Origin of the sequence: Caballeronia sp. AZ1_KS37, assembly GCF_023631165.1 — a bacterium.
GTDB lineage: Bacteria > Pseudomonadota > Gammaproteobacteria > Burkholderiales > Burkholderiaceae > Caballeronia > Caballeronia zhejiangensis.
Genome location: NZ_JALQDP010000011.1, coordinates 127599 through 150159, shown reverse-complemented (window position 1 = coordinate 150159; position 22561 = coordinate 127599). Strand labels below are relative to the sequence as shown.

The 22561-nt window shown below is 57.7% G+C and carries 18 protein-coding genes; 6 read left to right on the top strand and 12 right to left on the bottom strand.

Annotated elements, in window-relative coordinates; translation table 11 throughout:
- The first annotated feature begins 200 nt into the window (after positions 1-200).
- The 6 genes from typA to NCS00_RS08605 all read left to right on the top strand — a co-directional run bounded on the left by typA (position 201) and on the right by NCS00_RS08605 (position 9683).
- Positions 201-2027, top strand: coding sequence for a translational GTPase TypA (typA, locus tag NCS00_RS08630; protein WP_008349240.1), 1827 nt, complete (start codon positions 201-203; stop codon positions 2025-2027).
- A gap of 334 nt (positions 2028-2361) precedes the next feature.
- Positions 2362-5220, top strand: a complete 2859-nt coding sequence (locus NCS00_RS08625; protein WP_008349241.1) for a 2-oxoglutarate dehydrogenase E1 component — start codon at positions 2362-2364, stop codon at positions 5218-5220.
- An 84-nt stretch (positions 5221-5304) separates the two neighbouring features.
- Positions 5305-6609: a 2-oxoglutarate dehydrogenase complex dihydrolipoyllysine-residue succinyltransferase gene (odhB, locus tag NCS00_RS08620; protein ID WP_008349242.1), complete on the top strand. Its 1305-nt coding sequence runs from the start codon at positions 5305-5307 to the stop codon at positions 6607-6609.
- Between the two features lie 89 nt (positions 6610-6698).
- Entirely contained in the window at positions 6699-8129 is a 1431-nt protein-coding gene (gene lpdA, locus NCS00_RS08615; protein WP_008349243.1) for a dihydrolipoyl dehydrogenase, read from the top strand.
- An 82-nt stretch (positions 8130-8211) separates the two neighbouring features.
- Positions 8212-9309 (top strand): cell division protein ZapE, encoded by a 1098-nt coding sequence (gene zapE, locus NCS00_RS08610; RefSeq protein ID WP_034473201.1) that lies wholly within the window; start codon positions 8212-8214, stop codon positions 9307-9309.
- Positions 9310-9452: 143 nt separating this feature from the next.
- Positions 9453-9683: a transposase gene (locus NCS00_RS08605; RefSeq protein WP_250439902.1), complete on the top strand. Its 231-nt coding sequence runs from the start codon at positions 9453-9455 to the stop codon at positions 9681-9683.
- A gap of 165 nt (positions 9684-9848) precedes the next feature.
- Here NCS00_RS08605 and NCS00_RS08600 read toward each other — a convergent pair whose 3' ends face one another.
- The 12 genes from NCS00_RS08600 to NCS00_RS08545 all read right to left on the bottom strand — a co-directional run bounded on the left by NCS00_RS08600 (position 9849) and on the right by NCS00_RS08545 (position 22559).
- Positions 9849-10094 carry a hypothetical protein gene (locus NCS00_RS08600; RefSeq protein ID WP_250439901.1) on the bottom strand — a complete coding sequence of 82 codons (246 nt, stop codon included), beginning with the start codon at positions 10092-10094 and terminating at the stop codon, positions 9849-9851.
- Between the two features lie 18 nt (positions 10095-10112).
- A complete protein-coding gene (locus tag NCS00_RS08595; protein ID WP_250439900.1) occupies positions 10113-10466 on the bottom strand; it encodes a hypothetical protein in 354 nt (117 codons plus the stop codon).
- Entirely contained in the window at positions 10467-12500 is a 2034-nt protein-coding gene (locus NCS00_RS08590) for a hypothetical protein (RefSeq protein ID WP_250439898.1), read from the bottom strand.
- 3 nt (positions 12501-12503) lie between these two features.
- Positions 12504-12812 (bottom strand): hypothetical protein, encoded by a 309-nt coding sequence (locus tag NCS00_RS08585; RefSeq protein ID WP_250439896.1) that lies wholly within the window; start codon positions 12810-12812, stop codon positions 12504-12506.
- Positions 12812-13603: a hypothetical protein gene (locus NCS00_RS08580; protein WP_250439894.1), complete on the bottom strand. Its 792-nt coding sequence runs from the start codon at positions 13601-13603 to the stop codon at positions 12812-12814. The genes NCS00_RS08585 and NCS00_RS08580 overlap by 1 nt, the downstream gene beginning before the upstream one ends.
- Positions 13604-13661: 58 nt before the next feature.
- Positions 13662-16550: a glucosaminidase domain-containing protein gene (locus tag NCS00_RS08575; protein WP_250439892.1), complete on the bottom strand. Its 2889-nt coding sequence runs from the start codon at positions 16548-16550 to the stop codon at positions 13662-13664.
- 21 nt (positions 16551-16571) lie between these two features.
- Complete coding sequence (locus NCS00_RS08570; RefSeq protein WP_250439891.1) at positions 16572-18356, bottom strand: hypothetical protein; 1785 nt, start codon at positions 18354-18356, stop codon at positions 16572-16574.
- A 35-nt stretch (positions 18357-18391) separates the two neighbouring features.
- On the bottom strand, positions 18392-19066 hold the full coding sequence (locus NCS00_RS08565; protein ID WP_250439890.1) for a hypothetical protein: 675 nt from the start codon (positions 19064-19066) through the stop codon (positions 18392-18394).
- 9 nt (positions 19067-19075) lie between these two features.
- Positions 19076-20077: a hypothetical protein gene (locus NCS00_RS08560; protein ID WP_250439889.1), complete on the bottom strand. Its 1002-nt coding sequence runs from the start codon at positions 20075-20077 to the stop codon at positions 19076-19078.
- A complete protein-coding gene (locus NCS00_RS08555; RefSeq protein WP_250439888.1) occupies positions 20074-20469 on the bottom strand; it encodes a hypothetical protein in 396 nt (131 codons plus the stop codon). The genes NCS00_RS08560 and NCS00_RS08555 overlap by 4 nt, the downstream gene beginning before the upstream one ends.
- Positions 20470-20571: 102 nt before the next feature.
- Entirely contained in the window at positions 20572-20874 is a 303-nt protein-coding gene (locus NCS00_RS08550; RefSeq protein WP_250439887.1) for a tol-pal system YbgF family protein, read from the bottom strand.
- Positions 20871-22559, bottom strand: coding sequence for a hypothetical protein (locus NCS00_RS08545; protein ID WP_250439886.1), 1689 nt, complete (start codon positions 22557-22559; stop codon positions 20871-20873). The genes NCS00_RS08550 and NCS00_RS08545 overlap by 4 nt, the downstream gene beginning before the upstream one ends.
- Between the last annotated feature and the right edge of the window lie 2 nt (positions 22560-22561).

Genomic DNA, 22561 nt, shown 5'->3' with positions numbered 1-22561 from the left:
TGCTGCGGTTGCTGGCCCGATTTACGGGTTGAGTCCTATTGCCAGGTTTAGACATCCGTGCGTGCTATACTCTTCGGTTCTCACCGCGCCGGGCCCGCGTAGTCATGCTTGCATGACGCTTTCCAGAGGGGGCTTGCCGAGCCACGGAGTCTCGCAACAGAAGGGACTCGCTCTTACGGCGCACAACCAAGACACTTTCTATGACTCGCGCCCTCCGCAATATCGCCATCATTGCCCACGTCGACCACGGCAAGACCACGCTCGTCGACCAGTTGCTCCGCCAGTCGGGCACCTTCCGGGAAAACCAACAGGTCGCCGAGCGGGTCATGGACTCGAACGACATCGAAAAGGAACGTGGCATCACGATCCTGGCGAAGAACTGCGCCGTCGAATACGAAGGCACGCACATCAACATCGTCGATACGCCGGGACACGCGGACTTCGGCGGTGAAGTGGAGCGCGTGCTGTCGATGGTCGATTCCGTGCTGCTGCTCGTCGACGCCGTCGAAGGCCCGATGCCGCAAACGCGCTTCGTCACGAAGAAGGCGCTCGCGCTCGGCCTGAAGCCGATCGTCGTCGTCAACAAGGTGGACCGTCCGGGCGCGCGTATCGACTGGGTGATCAACCAGACCTTCGATCTGTTCGACAAGCTCGGCGCGACCGAAGAGCAGCTCGACTTCCCGATCGTCTACGCGTCGGGTCTCAACGGCTTCGCCGGCCTCGAACCCGATGTCCGCGAAGGCACGATGCGCCCGCTGTTCGAAGCCATTCTCGAACACGTTCCCGTGCGTCCGGCCGATCCGGACGGTCCTTTGCAGCTTCAGATCACGTCGCTCGACTACAACTCGTACGTCGGCCGTATCGGCGTGGGCCGTGTCGCGCGTGGCCGTATCCGCCCGGGCATGCAGGTCGCCGTGCGCTCGGGTCCGGACGGCGCGATCCTGAATCGCAAGATCAATCAGGTGCTGTCGTTCCACGGCCTCGAGCGCGTGCAGGTGGAAGAGGCGCAGGCTGGCGATATCGTGCTCATCAACGGTATCGAGGAAATCGGCATCGGCGTGACCATCTGCTCGCCGGACAATCCCGAAGCGCTGCCGATGATCACCGTTGACGAGCCGACGCTCACGATGAACTTCCTCGTGAACTCGTCGCCGCTCGCAGGCAAGGAAGGCAAGTTCGTGACGAGTCGCCAGATCCGCGATCGTCTGACGAAGGAACTGAATCACAACGTCGCGCTGCGCGTGAAAGACACCGGCGACGAAACGACGTTCGAAGTGTCGGGCCGCGGCGAACTGCATCTGACGATTCTCGTCGAGAACATGCGCCGTGAAGGTTACGAGTTGGCCGTGTCGCGTCCGCGCGTGGTGCTGCAGGAAATCGACGGCGTGAAGTGCGAGCCGTATGAAAACCTGACGGTCGATATCGAAGACCAGCATCAGGGCGGCGTGATGGAAGAGCTCGGCCGCCGCAAGGGGGAAATGCTCGACATGACCTCGGATGGCCGTGGCCGCACGCGTCTCGAGTACAAGATTTCGGCGCGCGGGCTGATCGGCTTCCAGAGCGAGTTCCTGACGCTCACGCGCGGCACGGGCCTGATGAGCCACACCTTCGATTCGTACGCGCCGGTGAAGGAAGGCTCGGTCGGCGAGCGCCGTAACGGCGTGCTGATCTCGCAGGACGATGGCGCTGCTGTCGCCTATGCGCTGTGGAAGTTGCAGGATCGCGGCCGCATGTTCGTGTCGCCGGGCGATGCGCTCTATGAAGGCATGATCATCGGCATTCACAGCCGCGACAACGACCTGGTCGTGAATCCGATCAAAGGCAAGCAGCTGACGAACGTGCGCGCATCGGGCACTGACGAAGCCGTGCGTCTTGTTCCGCCGATCCAGCTTTCGCTCGAATACGCGGTCGAGTTCATCGACGACGACGAGCTCGTCGAAGTCACGCCGCAGTCGATTCGTCTGCGCAAGCGTCATCTGAAAGAACACGAGCGTCGCCGCGCAAGCCGCGAAGCCAACGCCGAATAAGCTGCGCATGCATCTGTGAGCAACGTCGGAACAAAAGCCGCCTTCGGGCGGCTTTTGTCATTCTTCGGCGCGCTGCACGAGACCCTTGCTTATCTCAGAATAGCCCGCACATCCTTGTTGCGTAAAGGATGGCGAGGCGACGACGAGGCGAGGGCACATGCGGCGATACGTCATATGACTATTCGTTCTGTGCTATGCTTCTCGGATTAGCTGTCGCTTTTTAGGTCCTTCCAAGCAGACTTGATTCGCGCAATCCGCTAAACGGTCAGGCCGTGGCGCGGAAGGTTTCGTAACCCGCACTTCCTCGAGAAACTCGAAGAAAGGTGAGCGTAAAATGATGAAGCAATTCCAGTCGAACTCTTATCTGTTCGGCGGTAATGCTCCGTACGTCGAAGAGTTGTACGAGCAATATCTCGATAATCCCGCGTCAGTGCCCGAGACCTGGCGCGCCTACTTCGACGCGTTGCAGAACGTGCCCGCTTCGGACGGCACGGCTCACAACGACGTGGCTCACGGCCCCATCGTCGAATCTTTCGCTCAGCGCGCGAAGGCGAACGCCTTTCTGCCGCGCGAAAGCACCGGTGATCTGACCACCGCGCGAAAGCAAGTCTACGTCCAATCGCTGATCGGCGCGTATCGCTTCCTTGGCACGCAATGGGCCAATCTCGATCCGCTCAAGCGCCGCGAGCGTCCCCCCATTCCCGAACTCGAACCCGGCTTCTACGACTTCACCGAAGCCGACATGGATCAGGTGTTCAACGCGAACAACCTGTACTTCGGTTTCGAGCAGGCATCGCTGCGCGACATCGTCAAGGCGCTGCGCGACACGTACTGCGGCACGATCGGCGCCGAGTTCATGTACATCAGCGATCCGGAACAGAAGCGCTGGTGGAAGGAGCAGCTCGAGTCGATTCGCTCGACGCCGAATTTCTCGAACGACAAGAAGAAGCACATCCTGAATCGCCTGACGGCTGCCGAAGGCCTCGAGCGTTTCCTGCACACCAAGTATGTCGGCCAGAAGCGCTTCTCACTGGAAGGCGGCGAGAGCTTCATCGCGTCGATGGACGAAGTCGTGCGTCACGCGGGCAAGAACGGCGTGCAGGAAATCGTCATCGGCATGGCGCACCGCGGGCGTCTGAACGTGCTCGTCAATACGCTCGGCAAGATGCCGGCGGACCTTTTCGCCGAATTCGAAGGCAAGCACGTCGATGACCTGCCGGCCGGCGACGTGAAGTACCACAAGGGCTTCTCGTCGGACGTCGCCACGGAAGGCGGCCCGGTTCACCTGTCGCTCGCATTCAACCCGTCGCACCTCGAAATCGTGAATCCGGTGGTCGAAGGCTCGGCCAAGGCGCGTATGGATCGTCGCGGCGACGAAGAAGGCCTGCAAGTGCTGCCGGTGCAAGTGCACGGCGACGCGGCCTTCGCGGGCCAGGGCGTCGTGATGGAAACGCTGAACCTCGCGCAGACGCGCGGTTACGGCACGCACGGCACGCTGCACATCGTCATCAACAACCAGATCGGCTTCACGACGTCGGATCCGCGCGATGCGCGCTCGACGCTGTATTGCTCGGACGTCGTCAAGATGATCGAGGCGCCGGTGCTGCACGTGAACGGCGACGATCCCGAAGCCGTCGTGCTGGCGACGCAGCTCGCCATCGACTTCCGCATGAAGTTCCACAAGGACGTGGTCGTCGACATCATCTGCTTCCGCAAGCTCGGTCACAACGAGCAGGACACGCCGGCGGTCACGCAGCCGCTGATGTACAAGACGATTGCGAAGCATCCGGGCACGCGCGCCGTCTACGCCGAAAAGCTGGTGCAACAGGGCGTCATCACGGCCGAGGAAGCGGACAACTTCGTCAAGGAATATCGTCAGGCGATGGACGAAGGCCATCACACGATCGATCCGGTGCTCTCGAACTACAAGAGCAAGTACGCGGTCGACTGGGTGCCGTTCCTGAACCGCAAGTGGACCGACGCGGCCGACACGGCGGTGCCGCTCGCGGAACTCAAGCGTCTGGCCGAGCGCATCACGACCATTCCGGAAAACTTCAAGGTTCACCCGCTCGTCGAGCGCGTCATCAACGACCGCCGCGCGATGGGTCTCGGCGAGGCCAAGCTCGACTGGGGCATGGGCGAGCACCTCGCGTTCGCATCGCTGGTCGCATCGGGCTATGCCGTGCGTCTGACGGGCCAGGACTCGGGCCGCGGCACGTTCACGCACCGCCACGCCGTTCTGCACGATCAGAACCGCGAGCGCTGGAACGACGGCACGTACATTCCGCTGCAGAACATCGCGGAAGGCCAGGCCAAGTTCACGGTGATCGACTCGGTGCTGTCGGAAGAAGCGGTGCTCGGTTTCGAGTACGGTTATTCGACCGCTGAACCGAACACGTTCGTCGCGTGGGAAGCGCAGTTCGGCGACTTCGTGAACGGCGCGCAGGTCGTGATCGACCAGTTCATCTCGTCGGGCGAAGTGAAGTGGGGCCGTGTCTCCGGTCTCACGATGATGCTCCCGCACGGCTACGAAGGTCAGGGTCCGGAGCACTCGTCGGCGCGTATTGAGCGTTTCCTGCAACTGTGCGCGGATCACAACATGCAAGTGGTCCAGCCGACGACGCCGGCGCAGGTTTTCCACCTGCTGCGCCGTCAGATGATCCGCCTGTTCCGCAAGCCGCTCATCATCTTCACGCCGAAGTCGCTGCTGCGTCACAAGGAAGCCGTGTCCGATCTGTCGGAACTGGCGAAGGGCTCGTTCCAGCCGGTCATCGGCGAAACGGACGAAGCCATCGAGGCGAAGAAGGTCAAGCGCGTGATCGTGTGCTCGGGCCGTGTCTATTACGACCTCATCGCGCATCGCCGCGAAGCGAAGAGCAACGATGTCGCGATCGTGCGTATCGAGCAGCTGTACCCGTTCGCGCACAAGCAGTTCGACGCGGAACTCAAGAAGTACGAGAACGCGACCGAAGTCGTGTGGGTGCAGGACGAGCCGCAGAACCAGGGCGCCTGGTTCTACGTCGAGCACCATCTGCGCGAAGGCATGCGCGAAGGCATGAAGCTGGCCTACAGCGGCCGTCCTGCATCGGCATCGCCGGCGGTTGGCTACTACGCGAAGCACTACGAGCAGCAGAAGGTGCTCGTGGAAGGCGCGTTCGGCCGCCTCAAGGGCGCGCAGGTCATCGCGAAGTAAGCATTGCTTGATCGAAACCGGGCGAACGGACGTTCCCCGGTTTCGCTGCTCGTACACACAGACACGCATCAGGAAAATACAGAAATGGCTATCGTAGAAGTCAAGGTTCCCCAGCTTTCCGAGTCGGTCTCGGAAGCGACCATGCTGCAGTGGAAGAAGAAGCCGGGTGAGGCTGTCGCCCAGGACGAAATCCTCATCGAAATCGAGACCGACAAGGTCGTGCTCGAAGTGCCGGCTCCGTCGGCCGGCGTGCTGGCGCAAGTCATCAAGCACGACGGCGATATCGTCACCGCCGACGAACTCATCGCCAAGATCGACACCGAAGCGAAAGCGGGCGAAGCGCCTGCCGCCGTCGCCGCTGCCGGCGACGCCGAAGTGAAGCCCGCGCCGGTCGCGGAAACCGCCGCTGCCACGTCGGCTCCGGCTGCTGCGCAAGCATCGGCGGGCGGCGCCGCATCGCCGGCCGCGACGAAGATCTTGGCCGAGAAGGGCGTGTCGGCGGATCAGGTGTCGGGCTCGGGCCGCGACGGCCGCATCACGAAGGGCGACGCGCTCGCCGCTCAAGCCGGCGCACCGGCTGCCGCACCGGCCAAGCCCGCCGCCGCACCGGCTCCGGCCGCCGCGCGCGCCGCGAAGCCGTCGCTGCCGCAAGTCAGCGCACCGGCATCGGCCGATCAGTGGCTGAAGGACCGCCCGGAACAGCGCGTGCCGATGTCGCGTCTGCGTGCGCGTATCGCCGAACGTCTGCTCGAATCGCAGCAAACCAACGCCATCCTGACGACGTTCAACGAAGTCAACATGGCGCCGGTCATGGATCTGCGCAACAAGTACAAGGACCGCTTCGAGAAGGAACACGGCGTGAAGCTCGGCTTCATGTCGTTCTTCGTGAAGGCCGCCGTCCACGCGCTGAAGAAGTTCCCGCTCGTGAACGCATCGATCGACGGTAACGACATCGTCTATCACGGCTACTTCGACATCGGTATCGCGGTCGGTTCGCCGCGCGGTCTCGTCGTGCCGATCCTGCGCAATGCGGATCAGATGAGCCTCGCCGACATCGAGAAGAAGATCGCCGAATTCGGCCAGAAGGCGAAGGACGGCAAGCTGTCGATCGAAGAAATGACCGGCGGCACGTTCTCGATCTCGAACGGCGGCGTGTTCGGCTCGATGCTCTCGACGCCGATCATCAACCCGCCGCAATCCGCGATTCTCGGCGTGCACGCCACGAAGGAACGCGCGGTCGTCGAAAACGGCCAGATCGTGATCCGTCCGATGAACTACCTCGCGCTGTCGTACGACCACCGCATCATCGACGGCCGCGAAGCCGTGCTGTCGCTGGTCGCGATGAAGGACGCGCTGGAAGATCCGGCTCGTCTGCTGCTGGACCTGTAATACAAGCTTAGTTGCCTCGATGCGCGCGATAGGCTCGCGCGCATCGCAAGAGGCTGCTCCGCAAAAGCGGAGACACACCAAGGAAAGTCATGTCCAAAGAATTTGATGTCGTCGTGATCGGCGCGGGCCCTGGCGGCTATATCGCGGCGATTCGCGCAGCGCAGCTCGGCAAGTCGGTTGCGTGTATCGAGAAGTGGAAGAACCCGGCAGGCGCATTGAAGCTCGGCGGCACGTGCCTGAATGTAGGCTGCATTCCGTCGAAGGCGCTGCTGGCGTCGTCGGAAGAATTCGAGAATGCGTCGAAGCATCTGGCCGATCACGGCATCAGCGTGTCGGACGTGAAGCTCGATGTGTCGAAGATGCTCGCGCGCAAAGACGGCATCGTCGAAAAGATGACGAAGGGCATCGAGTTCCTGTTCCGCAAGAACAAGATCACGTGGCTCAAGGGTCATGGCAAGTTCACCGGGAAGAACGCGGCCGGCGTGCAGATCGAAGTGTCGGGCGAAGGCGAGACGGAAGTCGTCACGGCGAAGAACGTGATCATCGCGACGGGTTCGAAGGCGCGCCATCTGCCGAACATTCCGGTCGACAACAAGCTGATCGCCGACAACGAAGGCGCGCTGTCGTTCGATTCCGTGCCGAAGAAGCTCGCCGTGATCGGCGCGGGCGTGATCGGTCTGGAGCTCGGCTCGGTGTGGCGTCGTCTCGGCGCGGAAGTGACCGTGCTCGAAGCGCTGCCGCAATTCCTCGGCGCGGCGGACGAGTCGCTCGCGAAGGAAGCCGCGAAGCAGTTCAAGAAGCAGGGTCTCGACATTCACCTCGGCGTGAAGATCGGCGAAGTGAAGACGAGCGCCAACGGCGTTTCGATCGCTTACACGGACAACGCAGGCAACGCGCAGACGCTGGAAGCGGATCGTTTGATCGTGTCGATCGGCCGCGTGCCGAACACCGATAACCTCGGTCTGGAAAGCATCGGCCTGAAGGCGAACGAGCGCGGTTTCATCGACGTGGACGATCATTGCGCGACGAGCGTGCCGGGCGTGTACGCGATCGGCGACGTGGTGCGCGGCCCGATGCTCGCGCACAAGGCGGAAGACGAAGGCGTGGCGGTGGCGGAGATCATCGACGGTCAGAAGCCGCACATCGATTACAACTGCGTGCCGTGGGTCATCTACACGGAACCGGAAATCGCGTGGGTCGGCAAGACCGAGCAGCAGCTCAAGGCCGAAGGCCGCGAGATCAAGACCGGCCAGTTCCCGATGATGGCCAACGGCCGCGCGCTCGGCATCGGCCGTGCCGAAGGCTTCGTCAAGATGATCGCGGACGCGAAGACCGACGAAATCCTCGGCGTGCACGTCATCGCTGCGGACGCGTCGGATCTGATCGCGGAAGCGGTCGTGGCGATGGAGTTCAAGGCGGCGTCAGAAGATATCGGCCGCATCTGCCATCCGCATCCGTCGCTGTCTGAAGTGATGCGCGAAGCGGCGCTCGCCGTCGACAAGCGCGCGTTGAACATGTAATACCGTTTGCCTTGGCAGTAAGGCAGCACAACAAAGGCGAGCGGGTTGATCCGCTCGCCTTTGTCACATCGAACGGCCGAAGATGAACGTCACCGAATACTACGAAAACGAACTGCGCACGCGGGGTTATCAATCGGACGAGGCGCAGCTCGCGGCGGTCGCGCGTCTTCAACAGTGCTATGAAGAGTGGGTCGCGTACAAGGCGCGCCGCTCGAACGCGCTCAAGAAGTTTCTCGTGCGTCCCGAGTTGCCGCGCGGCGTCTACATGTGGGGCGGCGTCGGGCGCGGCAAGAGCTTCCTGATGGACAGCTTCTATGCGGTCGTGCCGGTGCAGCGCAAGACGCGTCTGCATTTTCACGAATTCATGCGCGAGGTGCATCGCGAGCTGGAGGAACTGAAAGGGCAGTCGGATCCGCTGGACGAACTCGCCAAACGCATCGCGAAGCGTTATCGGCTGATCTGTTTCGACGAGTTTCACGTCTCCGATATCGCCGACGCGATGATCCTGTATCGCCTGCTCGACCGTCTTTTCAAGGCCGGCGTGCAGTTCGTGATGACGTCCAATTACCAGCCCGACACGCTGTATCCGGAAGGGCTGCATCGCGATCGTCTTCTGCCCGCGATCGAGCTCATCAAAGAGCATCTCGACGTGCTCAACGTCGATGCCGGCACCGATTACCGCAGGCAAACGCTCTCGACGGTGAAGGCGTATCACACGCCGCTTGGTGCGTCGGCGAGCGAGGCGTTGCGTGCGGATTTCGCGAAACTCGCGGCCGTGCCCGACGAAAGCCCGATCCTGCACATCGAGAAGCGCGAGATCAAGGCATTGCGCAAAGCCGACGGTGTCGTTTGGTTCGACTTTGCGACGCTATGCGGCGGCCCGCGCTCGCAGAACGACTATCTCGAACTGGCGAACCGCTTTCACGCGGTCATCTTGTCGGACGTGCCGCAAATGACGCCGCGCATGGCATCGGAAGCGCGCCGCTTCACCTGGCTCATCGACGTGTTCTACGACCACAAGGTCAAGCTGCTGATGTCGGCGGCCGTGCCCGCGGAAGAACTGTACGTCGAAGGGCCGATGGCCAACGAGTTCACGCGCACGGTGTCGCGTATCGTCGAGATGCAGTCGAAGGAATATCTGGAGGCGCCGCGCCGCGTCACCGATATTTCGCTGACCTAATACGAGTATCAAAAATCTGCGGTAGGCCAATCGGCATAAGGTTTTGCGAGCAATTTCAAGATTCGGACCACTCCGATTTGCTGGCTTTCAGGTACTCGGTATCGTCGATACCGGTTATCAGTCAGTAAATTGGAGAAACTACCGTGAAGCCCTATCGCGACATGTCCGACGAAGAATGGCAGATGGTTGCACCGCTGCTTCCCGAACTGCGTCCGCGTTCGGAGTTGCGGGGCCGGCCGCTCGCCAATACCCGCGCCGTGCTCAACGGTGTCCTCTGGGTCATGTACAGCGGGGCGTCATGGTCCACGCTGCCGCGCAAATATCCGTCGTATCAGACGTGCCATCGGCGTTTCAAGGTAAATGAAGACCATTGATGCACCATCCAGCAAGCGTTCCAGCCAAGCGTTCTGTCGATGTCTCGGGTCTGATTGTCCCAGAAGTGTCCCAGAGTAACAACACGATTGCACCTGTAAGACAGGGATGCATCATCGACTTTGTTGGGTCGATATGCATCCCGTTCTGGGGCCAATTCACGTAGGTCAGTGCTCGATGTCCGTATGGTCAGCAAGGTCGTCAAACAACTTCGAATCCTTCTTGAACATCTTCAGATACCAAGCCCGAATCGTGTTCCAGATGCGCGGACTATATGCGAACAGTTGTGCAAGCAGGAAAATGATGGTGAATATCGAAACGATGTCGGAAAGGGGAAGTCCGAAGGTCGTATAAACCGCTGCGCCAACGGCAGTGGTTGAAGTCGCCGCTGGCGAGAAAGGTGAATTGTCCATTTGTCTTCTTTGTATTTATTAACTACCTTCGGGATATTCGGGTCGCACTGGAAACGCTTGGGAAGCATCCCCTGATACAGTCGAGACGATTAGACGCAACGCCTTGCGATAATCCTTCCACTCTTGCGGAACTGTCACGTTGTTTTCAATGCATCGCATTATCGTCACATCGCTCAAATCGAGTGATGTCTTCGCGTCGATTTGATATTGCGACCATGCTTCATCCGGTCCCGCATACGGTATCGCTGTATTTCCCGATGCACACCACGCGAGATATTCAATATAGTCGGTGTTTTGGGAATCAACCGGGATGATCGCTCCATCATCCCGGACAATGACACCAGCTTGATTAATGCTGTACTTCATAGCCATTTACAGTTCCGCATTGAGAGTGATGGTTGCCGCCGCAGAACCACCACCAGTAGCCGTGATGTTTGCATATGCCGTAATCACTTGGTTATTGATACTTTCGAGTGTGTACCCGTTGGCATTACCATAAGACACAGCACTCAGTACAGCGGTCGGAGTGGCGCGCATCGGAACCGGGAGGCTTTGCGTCTGACCGATCTGACCACCAGCATTACCGTAGCCCCAGAACTTCAGGATGGGGATGATCTGGTAGTACCGTTCACATGCCAAGTATTGTTCGACGAACAGCTTCTTCTCGAAATACGTAGCAGCCGGTCCAGCTTCAACCTGAATATCGGTAGCCCAAATCGCATTGTTGGTTGACACGCCCCAATTGACAGAACCCGTTGCAACGATATTCGCGCCAGCTTGCCAAGTATCCAGTGTGGACGTAGTGACTGCCGTTCCAAGGGCACCGATGAACAATTGCAAACCAGCAGCAGTACTTTTAGGAATCGCGACAGATGTGGGAACAGTTGCAAATGTCAGGACGACTCTCTGAATAGCCAGTGCTACCGGATAGCTGAACGTCTTGACGCAAGAGTTTGCATTGCCGCCATCTTTCAACGCCACGCTGTATGTACCTGCAACGCTCGAACGGAACAGGAACGATACGGTCACTTGTTGACCAAGCAAGTCATAGGAATTCAAGCCTTCGACGATTTGGTGAATGCCAGACAAGAAGCCCGTTGCTGATATAGACGTGATCGCCGTTGTCGCTTGAGAATATACCCAATTCTTTACCGCACCAGTTACAGGGTCCGCGAAAGCGTTGTTGTAGCCCGCCTGAATTACACCAGTCGTCAAAGTCATCACGGTACGCCAACGATCACATGCACCATATCCATTGTTCGTCCCGGCATTACTGAACAGTGCCGCTGCCCGCTGTTGGACATTACAGTCGCCATTGATGATGCGATTGCGACCAGTCGGCGCGATCAACTGCACATAGCCATCCGGGAACGTCACACCACTGTTGGCATTTACGACACCAGAAACTGTGGCACTACCGCCGACTTGCAAAGAATTAGTTAGCGACACAGCACCGGTCGTATTATCTACAGTGACGGGACTATCAACGAATGATCCGCTGACATATCGATCCAACCGGAATTGCTTGCTTGTCGAGATAGAGTTAAGGCCCCAAGTCGATGCATTATTCGCGCGCAATAAGACTTTCGCTTGCCCGCTACCGCTGGAATCGTTGACGCTGAGTGTGGCGCTCGAATAGTTGACTGACATTGCACCATTCGAATTCAAGCTGCTAAACGTCCCCGCAGCGGGAGTCAAGCCACCGATGATCGTGTTATCGACGGTCGCGCCACTGATTGCAGGATTGTTTCCCCAATAGGGCGCACCGCTGGTCACGCCAAGCAGCATTTGACCGTTGGTGCCGGGTCCAATGTTCTGAACTGCGCTTGTCCCGTTACCAACCAGAATCGAATTCGCGGTATGAGACGTTTTACCGGTTCCGCCACTCGATGTGGGTATGGGAAGCGTGATGGAAGCTGCCGCAGCCTGTGCGACGCCCGAATAATACTTGGCCGAAAAGCTGACGCCATCGACCGTACCGGTTGCTTGTGAAGCCCAATTCTGTGCAGTCGTGGCCGCGTTCTGAGCGTTCGTAACAGAAGTCGCAGCACTACTTGCTGATGCGCTTGCGCTTGATGCAGAACTCCCGGCGTTTAGGGCGCTATTCGCTGCACCAGTCGCACTTGCATCCGCAGCAGTGGCCGAATTAGCCGATGCTGTCGCGCTGTTTCCAGCGTTCGTTTCGCTGACACCCGCTGCCGTGGCCGAATTAGCCGATTGCGCCGCGCTGCTTTGCGAACTAGCTGCCGAATTGAACGATGCTGCCGCGCTTGACGCCGATTCAGCCGCACTTTCAGCGGATGCCGCTGCGCTTGCAATCGCTGAAGCCGATTCGTTCGCGATGAACTGACCAAGAATCGTTTGAAACGAGCCGGAATCGTTGGATAGAAGAAGTGAAATTTCCATTGATTAGCTCAGGGGAGATTGCAGGATGCGAAGGTAGGTGGGCGGACCAAGAACGATTTCGCCCGATGGGGTGACAAGTTGACAGTCGATGCGCGCCTTACCAGCGGGCCATGACGATGTGTCAGGGGCAGTGAGAGTCAGCAACCCTTGCGTGATGTCCAACCAGTTCGTGTTCAGATTGCTGAGTAAAGTGCTGCCGGTCTGGTCGTAGAGATTGGCTGTCAGTGTCCAGCCTGAGAAATCAGAAGGTGCGCCGTCTTTCTGAAGTCCACCGACCATCTGAAACGTTGCGCCGATGTAGACATTCAGCATCAGACGCCCCGATATTCAATGAAGCACAACGCGTAGTAGGGCGGTCGATTTTCGACCGCAGTCCCCGAGCCGTTCGCTTGAATTGAAATGCCGGTGCCGCTGGCATAGAGGCCAATACCCGTTCCTGAAGAATTCAGCCAAATGCCGGTGCCTGAAGCGTTCGTATTCCAACCGCCCAGATTGAACAAGCGGGTATTCGTGCCTTCCTGTGAATACGTCGAACCTTGAATGGCAATGTTTCCGGGAATCGAATGCGCGTGGCCGGGATCGTTCACGTAATGGTTGTGGCCCGGATCGTAGATTCCGTGGTTGTGCCCCGGATCGCTCACGCCATGTGAGTGCGAAGGCATATTCGCAACACTGAGTGCGACCGTAGCAGCACCACCTGTGGCACCCATCGCGTAGGTAGAACCAGCACCCACGATGAACCGATCAACCAAGTTCGCCGTGCCGTGATTGCCGTCGCACAAGTACCAACCCGGTCCCCATGTGGTCGAAATGCTCGCAACTGCGCCGTGCCACATGCGAACTTCACCGACCGTGTAAAGCTGGTCCCCGCGTACTGCATCGGTACTTGAAGTACTGATTGTCCCTTTAGCAATATTGGTCAGCTTCTGACCGTTCAGGTCAATTGCTGCGGCTGGCTTCCATGTGCCGTTGTAAATCTGCTTGATGAACGAGAACACCGATTGAAGGTATTCATTCGCGTTCGGACCAACCGTCTCGGAACTGGCCGGTGAATTCAGCGAAGGTGTTGTGGAAAGGTCCGTGAAGGATGACGGAACTGGCATTTGTAGTTATCCTTATGAATATGGCTGTGAAACGTCCAATCAATATTTAGCGGACGTATCACTTCTTGTTTTTGTTATCGCCTTGGATCGACTGCAATAGACCAGTCAGGGACGTTTGCTGCGCAACTGTCGTCAGGAACGGCAGAACCTTTTTCTTCGATGAAGCTGTCAGTTCGTTCAGAATCGTGGTTTTACCTTGAAGGCTGGCACCTTGAACCATGCTTGCCACTGTTCCGGGCGAAGCCTGTGCCGTATCGTTCAGAAGGCTGCTGGCTTCCTTGGACAACTTGCCGCCTTGTTTCGCGACAGTTTCGACCAGTTGTGCCAGTCCAGCGGGGTTCTGAACCACTTCTTGGACTGAACGCACAGCGGCATCACGGATCGGCTGTTGTGCCTTTTCGAAAGCCTTCTTTGCCAATCCAACGACAGTGCCTTTGACGGTGCCAGACGACATAAGCAAATCTGCGGGTGAAAGACCACCACCGGCAGTGTTCTTGCCAAGGATGTTCTCGATGCTTTGCATTCCAGCAAAGTTCTGCGCGGTGTCGGAACCGGCTGCGCTTGCTTTCTGATTCGTCCGGGCGATTGCGTTGACTTTGCTTTGAAGCGCATTAAGCTGCTGCTGTGCTTCATCGGTGATGCCGTAAGTCTTCGCTGAACCTTGGTTCATCGCGCCTTTGTAGGCGGAATTGAAGTTCGTGGCGGTCACATTTTTTGTATCACCGTTCATCATCGTCGTTGCAGGATGCTGACTGAAGTTCTGCATGAATTCAGCATCCGTCACCGGCTTGGACAAACGTGCGTAAGTGTCTTGCGCTTCGGACCACAGCGGGAAATGTTGTTCCCCGGCAGCTTGAAAATCCTTCAGCGCAGCTTTTGCCGCACTGCGCTCAGCCGGTGTTGCGGTCGTCATGTTCGACGCTTGGTCACGCAAATCCTGTTCAGCGATTTGATAATGTCGTCCGCTGATGTGAGTCGGTGCCGTACTTTCCGCTTGTGCCGCAGCGTCTTGCAAAGCCTTCAACTGATCGGCAGCAGAACCACCAGCATTCTTCACGGCAAGCATCGCTTCTTCCGGCGTCTGGCGCATGATCGGCGCAACATCGTCACCAGCGTTCTTCATCACCAGCGCAGCGTTCTTCAACGCAGTCTTGATAGCAGGACGATCAAGCAAGTCTTGACCGAACTGTTCCACCGGGACCAACGTTGAATCATTCTGCGCATACAGCTTGGAGACTGCGTCCGCGCGTTCCTTCTTCAGTGCGTTGATGGTTGCCTGTTCGGGTGTAATCGCATCAACTGCGCTATGAATGCCTTGTTGCTGCGCCATCGCGAAATCAGCCATTGACGCCTTAGCTTCAGGCGAATAGTTGCCGATGTTCTTGGCGAGAAGGGCCATGCGCGGCGAATCAACCTGCTGCGCTGCCGTCAACGGAATCTTATTCGCGACTGGGACCAGAGCATCAGGAACAGCCGGTCCAACGAAGTTGTCAGGAAGCGTGTATTGCGATTGCTTCAAGAGAGATTCGAAGTCCGGTCCCAAGCTTTCGCGTGCGACCATCAGCGCCTTTTCTTCCGGGGTCATGCCGATGGTGTTGATCTTTGTCTTAGCGTCGTCAACCGTGTCGCGACCAACGCCCATCATGCGCGAAGCAAGACCGCCTACGTCTTCAGATGCGCCCGTAGCAGCGCCAGCAGCCGCATTTGCGTCGGTAGCTGCATTCCCTGCGCTCTTTCCAAGCGTCGCATCGACGGCAGCATTGAAGTCTTTGCCCGCACCGTTCAGGTATTGCGACAGCTTCGAAGCACCATAACCGACAGTACCGCCGATGACTGCACCGCCAGCACCACCGATGACAGCGGGCGTGACCAGATCGGACTGTCCGCGACCGGCAGCTTGTGATGCGCCAAGGATCGCGCCTTGTGTACCTGCATCGATAGCACCAGCGACAAATGGTGCAGCACGTCCAAGAATTGCTGCACCTTCTACCGTCGCACCAAGGGGACCAGTGACCAAAGCAAGCGGAAGCGTTGCAGCAGCTTCACCAACAAAGTTACCAACCTTGCCAGCCGTGGAACCGCCTGTGTAGTTCTGTTGGTGTTGTTCGAGATTCTTTACTGCGGTGGTTGCATGGTCGTTCAAAAAGGAACCAACCGATGACAGACCGTCCGATCCCAGAGCATCACCAGCCGCCTTGACGCCACGACCAGCCAACGCAACCGCACCAAGGCCCGTCGTGCCAGCACCGACAGCCGCACCGTCTGCAAAGTCAGCGATGGTCGAACCGATACCGGACGAATCGTTACCCGGATGGTTCTTCAACGAATCCACAAGGGCTTGATAATTCACCGAACCATCGGAATTGCGCGGAACACTTCCGGCAGCGTTCGCAGATGAAATGGGATTCATGGCCGAACCGGAACCCGATGTCGAGTCATCCGGGCGAAGACCGCGCGCCTTCGCAATCGTGGCAGTTGCGTTCACCACCTTCGACGCGTAGTGTGGATCGGTTGCATATCCACCCATCGCCAAGGCTTTCGCTGTTGCCGCTGCATCAGTGCCGGTGTTCAGCGCGGACTTGTAGCGGGAGTTGATAAGGTTCGCGTAGTCGTTTGCAAAGTCATCAAGGGAAGCGTACTTACGATACTTGTCGGTAGTTCCGGTCTGGTTATCGACAGCCGATACACCATTCCCCGACTTGCTGAAGTCCTTAATGTTTCCAAGGTTGTTCGTGCCGGGAACGATGGACTTGCCCCATCCGGTTTCAAGTCCGAACTGTCCAAGGATAGTATTGGCGTCGATGCCGGTCTGATCGGAAATCTTCTGCGCCATCGGGCCATAGTAAGCAGCAAATGCCGCTGGTGTCGCTTCAAGGGGCTTGCCAGCGGCAGCGTTCACTTGATCTACAAGGGCTTGATAGTCGATGTCTTGATTGGTATCCGGCATAGTTCGCCTTGAATGTTGTTCTTAGAATGTCCAGCCAGCACTACGCGCGGCAGCGATTGCGGAAGGGTTGCCAGCTTGCGCGGCCTTGATAACTACGGCTTTCTTCGCCATGTAATCTTGCGTCGCCGACGATGTAGGCTGTGATGCCGTTACAGTCGGCTTATAGTTCGGACCAGCCGCACCAATCATCGACTGTGTAGCGGTTGCGCGAAGCGCGGCCTTCTGATCGATGACCGCTTGACTATCGCCCGGTTGCGGGAAGTACTGCTTATCCGCTGTGGCGTATTCTTCTTTACCGATTGCAGCACCGGATTCTTGACGCAGCAACGCGGCAATCCAGTTGCCCTTCGCGGCTTCGTATTGCTGATAAGCGGTCGATTTCAAGATGTTCGGTGCAAGGTTGTTCCAGACACCGCCAACACCCTGCATTGAAGGGTAGGTACTCTGAATGACCGATTCGTTCTGAATGAGACGATTCGCGTAACCAGCGGCCTTGGATTGACCTTCTGTCGGCGCTTTCGTCTGCGTCAGCTTCGCAACATCATCAGCGGAAGCGGGAATCACTGAAGTCGGCTTGCCGCTACGGTCGAAGCCTTGCTGCACATACGATCCATCGGGTTGCTGGACAGTGACCCATTTCATGGTGCCGTTCATCTCAGCGTTAGCCTTCAGTGCCGCCGTGGTCGCGTTCTGTGCCTGAATTGCAATCTCTTGGCGTCGTGCGTCACTGTTGTCTTTTCGTGCCGCGTCTTCGGACGCAGCCTTCTGAATGTCCAAAGCGAACTTGGCGTTTTCTGTCGCTTGCTGTTGGACCTTCTGAGCATTGACCAGTGCTTGTTGCTTCGCGGTCGAATAGGTTTGCATACCAGAAGCACCGGCAGCACCAAGAACCTGACCAAGCGAATGCCGACCATCATTCCCGGCCAAAATACCAAGCCCCGCCTGAATCAAGCCTTGCGAAGCAGCCGGTGACAGTGATTTCAACTTGGTCGAATAGTCGCCAAGCGTGTCCGACAGTGAACCAAGAAGACCCTTTGCCGCCTGCGGATCAGGATTCGCAGCCAAGTCAGCAGCTTGTTGATTGAACAATCCAAGTTGATTCTGGAACGGGTTCGACTCGCGATCCGTGTTCGACAAGTTCTGAGTCGGTGCCGATACGTTCGGGTCGATGACGTTGCTGTTTGCATCCAGCGTGACATCCGGCGCACCGGTAGCCAAAGCAATCGGTGTATCGGTCGTCACAGGTGTCGCAGGCACTACAGGCGCAACGGTCGCGCCTTGTGCCGTCACTGTCGCCTTGGCGGTCGGCGCACCGTGCGCAATCGGTGCCGGTGTCGATGACGGCGTTGAAGAAGTTTGGATAGTTGCCAAAAGGTTCGACGGAACAACGTTGCTTGCCTGTCCACCTTGACCACCAAAACCCATCGGCGCACCTGTGCCGACTGCTGCGTTGTTTGAAGCGTCCGCAGCAGCATCATTCAACGTGTCGGGAAGATTCAGCAACGGTGAAACCTTCTTGGTGATGGCGCGACCAATAGAGGTCAACGTGTCGCCAAGCGAACCGTTCGAAGCCTGCGCTGCTTGCTGATAGGCAAGATCAGCCGGTGTTGCGTTCGTTCCGGCTGGACCAGCTTGATTGACATAGGGTGAATCCGGGGCAGACGGTGCTGCCGGTGCAGCTTCACCGTAACCATACGGCGCACCGCTGCCGGTCTGTGCCTGCGCGGTCCGAAGATCGAGCCCATAGAGGTTCTTGATTACGTCGAGAAGACCGATTCCGGCCAAAGGGTTTGTAGTTGATGGCATTCGATGGATTCCTTTCTAATATTTATGATCGTCGGTCAGAACAAGGTCGAAAGCGCACCAAGTACACCGCCAACTGCACCACCGATAGCCGTTCCAACGCCGGGGATGATCGAACCGATTGCCGCGCCAGTGCCAGCACCTTTCAAGGCTGATCCAGCGATATTCGCGGCTGAGTTGCCGTGATGGTCTGGACTTGCCAATCCTTGAACATACGAACCGGCAATGTTTCCAGCGACGCCCCATAGACCGCCAGCCGCAGCCGATGAAAGGCCGGAACCGGCAGTCGCAGCGGACGGGGCGATACCGGCTGCGGTCGCACTGGCAGCGCCTTCAGTGGCACCGGTTGTTCCAGCCGCAGCAAGGGCATTAGCACCGGCAGCAGGAACAGCAGCGGAAGTAGCGCCAAGACCCGTCAAAGCGGTCGTTCCACCGCTTGCACCAAGACCACCAACGACGCCTTGTGAAATTGCTGGCGAAGCCGATGCGGACAGTCCAGCAGCACCGTTCAGAAGACCAGTCGAACCCGCTGCCGTTGTTCCGGCCAAATTCGTCCCCGCGTCTGTTCCGGCTGTCAGCAACGGTGAACCATAAGTCGAACCGAAGCCGGTTTTCCCCGCCAGCAATTGCAGAAGTCCGCGATTCTGAAGAAGCGTCTGATTAGCTTGCTGGCTTGGGGAAAGTTGTTGTTGCTGTTGTGTTTGATAGAGCATCACAGTTCCTTACGCCGATGCCGCATAGAGTCCTGCGCCTGTGACGCCAAGCCCCAGAAGCGTCGCAAGCGTGTTGCCGTTCGTGCCTGAGGCCGTTGTCGTGCTTGTGCCTTGTGTGCCAGCACCAAGGGCAGCAGACAGAGACGATGAAAGCGTGTTGATCGACTGTTGCTGAACTTCATACGGCTGTTGCGCAAGCCACGTCTTATAGTCAGCCAGAAGCTGATTCTGATTTGTCGTCTGCTGAGTAATGCCAAGAGTATTGGCCGCGTTTGCGGACGATGAAGCAGCGTTGGCCGAACTCGAAGCGCCTTGAAGGGCTGCAAGCTGCGCGGACAGGTTCGAGTAATACGAATTCGCGTTCGTTGAGTTGGCAGCGGTGTTCGCGGACGTTCCAACAGATTGATTCGCGAGTGCGACCGTGTTTGCCTGCGCGGACTTCTGTGCAGCGGCTTGTTCAGCGGTGTTGTATGCCGCGTTATACATCGCTGATGTGTTATTCGACAGTGCCGTACCAAGTGCAGTCTGATTCGCATCGACAGCTTGCTGATTTGCCGAACCACCAAAAGCACCCGAATTGCGGAACTGCGTTGCAGTATTCGCAGCAGTGCCGTTCATGTACGCGTCAGAGATGGCCTTGTTCGACGCTGCGACCGTCGATGCAAGATACGGGTTGTTATCAACCGATGTGTACGGGTCCAATGACGAATCAGCCGTCACGTTCCCGGTATAACCGGACGACACGGTGTAGGGATTGGAACCAGCAAGCGAAGATGCATAGCTGTTCGCCAAGTTTGAAGCTGCCGTCGCGTTATTGCTTGCTGTTGTGCCGTTCGCGATAGCGTTCAACTGATCGGAAGTCAGTCCGGCAACCGTTGACCCGGTGTAGACGGGTGCGGTCTGTTTGGAAAGTGCCGTACCTTGCGTCAGGATGTCTTTCGCTGTGCCTTGCGCCCAATCAGGCAATTCTTGCGTGGTTGTTTGGGAACCGCCGCCCGATGATCCGCTCATTTTTGATTTTCCTTTGGATTGTTGACGGGACGGCTATAGACCGTTTCCCTTGGGACGAAACCGTGTCTTGGCGCAACCTTCTGCCAAGCCGGTCGTGAGGATGAAAAGCTGATGGAAGTGGCACCCATTGCTTGCGCGCAACGCTCGATGTCATCGTTGAAGACAGTGAGAACGTCTTGATGCGTGTCACTGAACGTCAGCCAGATGTGAAGCCGTTTGTTGTTGAATTCATTGACTTCTTGGAGAACGGTGAACCCGTTGTATTCGCCGTCGATGGTGAGGACGAACAGGAAGGCGTGACCGTGTGCCAGTGCTTCGAAGACATGTTCATTCGAGAAGTCGCCCGGTCTTTCTATTTGGTCTAATCCGGGTGCGATCTTGTCGATGAACAACGGAACATCAGGCGGTCGAATAGGAAGGAACTCTTTGTGCATCGAAGGCCGATAGAGGAAACGCGGACGGAATCCGCACCAACTATTTAGCCTTCGATTTGATCAGTTTCCTGTCAGGCAACGTGCAGCCAACCATGTACCGGGACTTCCGCCAGCCGTACAGACCCAACCTGTGATGACGAACTTCGAACCGGCTGAACCTTGTTCAACAGGCGCACTGTTCGTCACGAAGTCACCAGCGGCCCATGTTCCGCCTGTAGGTGCGGCTGTATAGGCGCTGGTGACGGCGGAGACACGACCGCTTGAAATCCCATTTAGCTGGTCAACGATTTGATTCAGTTGTCTTTGAAGATCGTTGACCAGTTGCGGAAGATTCTGGGAAAGGACAATCTTGGAGACGTTCATTGCGATCCGCTCTTGATGGCGTTTGGTGTGAAGCCCAAGATTTCACATGGACCTTCGAAATTCAACGTGACGCTGTACCAACGGGACGAAACGTCCGCGAACATCGTGTCATCGTAGATGTCACTCAGGTTGAACGTTGTTCCCGTCTGACCCAGACGCGATGTGCAGACACCTGAACCGGAACAGGTCTTCGGTGCGAATGAGAAACGCGGGACGATGCCTTGAAGGACGGTGTATGTGCTGTCATCACCGAAGTAAGACGTGGTGATGGACGATGACGTACTTGCGCCTGATAGCTGCTGAAGCTGGTGATTCGAATCGATGATCGCGGGCAGTTCGGAAGCTGAAGTCCAGAACGACGAGTTGTACGCCACTTGCGGAAGGGTGTCCCATGTTGAAACGCCCGGAAGCGTACCCAAACCGTCCCATGTGATCGTACCGGTGACATACTGCAACGCGGCTTCAACGTCTCGATCAACGCGACCGAACTTGCCGGTGCGATAGTTGTACGCCAAGCCGATGTCAGGAACGCCACTGCTTTTTACGCTGCAAAAATACCAATAGACCAAGGTGTTGTTCGCGTCGTGATAAGACTGCATCACGTCCGAACGCAGAGGGTCACGCGTCGCGACGATCCAATCCTTCACGTCATCGCCAATGGGGATCGGTGTTGAACCCTGCGTCGAATAGACTTGACCGTCCGTTCCAATGAAGATGTGAAGGGAACCAACGTTGACCACAGCTTCTTGGCAGGTTACGCCGATAACCGGGCTGATCTGATTGAACGCCCAGATAACCGGAACGCCTTGATATGTCGCGTAGAACATGGAGTTCTCTTTGTACACGATCAAGTTGGTTCCAAGTTCGCGTGCGGCTGTGATCGGTCCCGGCGTGTCCACGATGACGCCCGATGCGGCTTGCGTTGCTTGCGCTGGATACCAGTCTTCTTGGTTGTAGAGTGCCGAACAAGCCCAACCGTTTGGTCGATGGCCGTTGATGGTGTCCGTGGTGTCGAAGCCGAAAACGAAGCCCTGCGTGACAGCGATAATCTTAGCAGCCGGTGCGATGTTCATCACTGCGTTTGCTACTGCGCCCGAACCGGGACCACCGAAGCTAACTGTAGGTGCGGTCTTGAAGCCTGAACCAGCGTTGGTGATCGTGATCGCAGTCACGGCACCACCAGAAACGGTCGCTGTCGCGGTCGCGCCAGTGCCCCCACCGCCAGAAATTGTCACGGACGGTGCGGTCGTATAGCCCGTTCCACCGTTCGTCACGCTGATGGACTTTACAAACCCGATGTTCTTAAACGATCCGGTATTGACGGATTCTTGGATCGGGTCTTGACCGTTTGAAGCAATCGTCGCATTGCCGAACTGAGCGAAACGCCAAGCGTTCGCGCCACCGGTATAGGAGCCGTCAGACCGTGTGACACTAGTCCAGTCACCCGAGATGTTCTCATATAAGTCCGTGGATGTTCCGGCGAAGACACGGCGTGTCCCTGCGAGACTGGTGATGGCTGAAGCACCGTAGCAACGTGACGGAAGGGGAGACGTATCAGCGGGAACTTCCGATTCAGCCGCGCGAAGGCCGTTGATGGTCGGAACCATGTTCGAACAGTTCAGGATTGCGTTCTGAACGGTCGGATCGGACGAAGGCTGATAGCCCGAAATGTTGATGAACGCCATGA

What these genes read in the sequence shown, in the direction of transcription:
- NCS00_RS08625 (WP_008349241.1), top strand. Translation starts at nt 2,362, where the DNA reads ATGATGAAGCAATTCCAGTCGAACTCTTATCTGTTCGGCGGTAATGCT.
- NCS00_RS08550 (WP_250439887.1), bottom strand. Translation starts at nt 20,874, where the DNA reads ATGAACGTCTCCAAGATTGTCCTTTCCCAGAATCTTCCGCAACTGGTC.
- NCS00_RS08565 (WP_250439890.1), bottom strand. Translation starts at nt 19,066, where the DNA reads ATGCTCTATCAAACACAACAGCAACAACAACTTTCCCCAAGCCAGCAA.
- NCS00_RS08575 (WP_250439892.1), bottom strand. Translation starts at nt 16,550, where the DNA reads ATGCCGGATACCAATCAAGACATCGACTATCAAGCCCTTGTAGATCAA.
- lpdA (WP_008349243.1), top strand. Translation starts at nt 6,699, where the DNA reads ATGTCCAAAGAATTTGATGTCGTCGTGATCGGCGCGGGCCCTGGCGGC.
- typA (WP_008349240.1), top strand. Translation starts at nt 201, where the DNA reads ATGACTCGCGCCCTCCGCAATATCGCCATCATTGCCCACGTCGACCAC.
- NCS00_RS08600 (WP_250439901.1), bottom strand. Translation starts at nt 10,094, where the DNA reads ATGGACAATTCACCTTTCTCGCCAGCGGCGACTTCAACCACTGCCGTT.
- odhB (WP_008349242.1), top strand. Translation starts at nt 5,305, where the DNA reads ATGGCTATCGTAGAAGTCAAGGTTCCCCAGCTTTCCGAGTCGGTCTCG.
- NCS00_RS08570 (WP_250439891.1), bottom strand. Translation starts at nt 18,356, where the DNA reads ATGCCATCAACTACAAACCCTTTGGCCGGAATCGGTCTTCTCGACGTA.
- NCS00_RS08545 (WP_250439886.1), bottom strand. Translation starts at nt 22,559, where the DNA reads ATGGCGTTCATCAACATTTCGGGCTATCAGCCTTCGTCCGATCCGACC.
- zapE (WP_034473201.1), top strand. Translation starts at nt 8,212, where the DNA reads ATGAACGTCACCGAATACTACGAAAACGAACTGCGCACGCGGGGTTAT.
- NCS00_RS08580 (WP_250439894.1), bottom strand. Translation starts at nt 13,603, where the DNA reads ATGCCAGTTCCGTCATCCTTCACGGACCTTTCCACAACACCTTCGCTG.
- NCS00_RS08595 (WP_250439900.1), bottom strand. Translation starts at nt 10,466, where the DNA reads ATGGCTATGAAGTACAGCATTAATCAAGCTGGTGTCATTGTCCGGGAT.
- NCS00_RS08585 (WP_250439896.1), bottom strand. Translation starts at nt 12,812, where the DNA reads ATGCTGAATGTCTACATCGGCGCAACGTTTCAGATGGTCGGTGGACTT.
- NCS00_RS08560 (WP_250439889.1), bottom strand. Translation starts at nt 20,077, where the DNA reads ATGAGCGGATCATCGGGCGGCGGTTCCCAAACAACCACGCAAGAATTG.
- NCS00_RS08590 (WP_250439898.1), bottom strand. Translation starts at nt 12,500, where the DNA reads ATGGAAATTTCACTTCTTCTATCCAACGATTCCGGCTCGTTTCAAACG.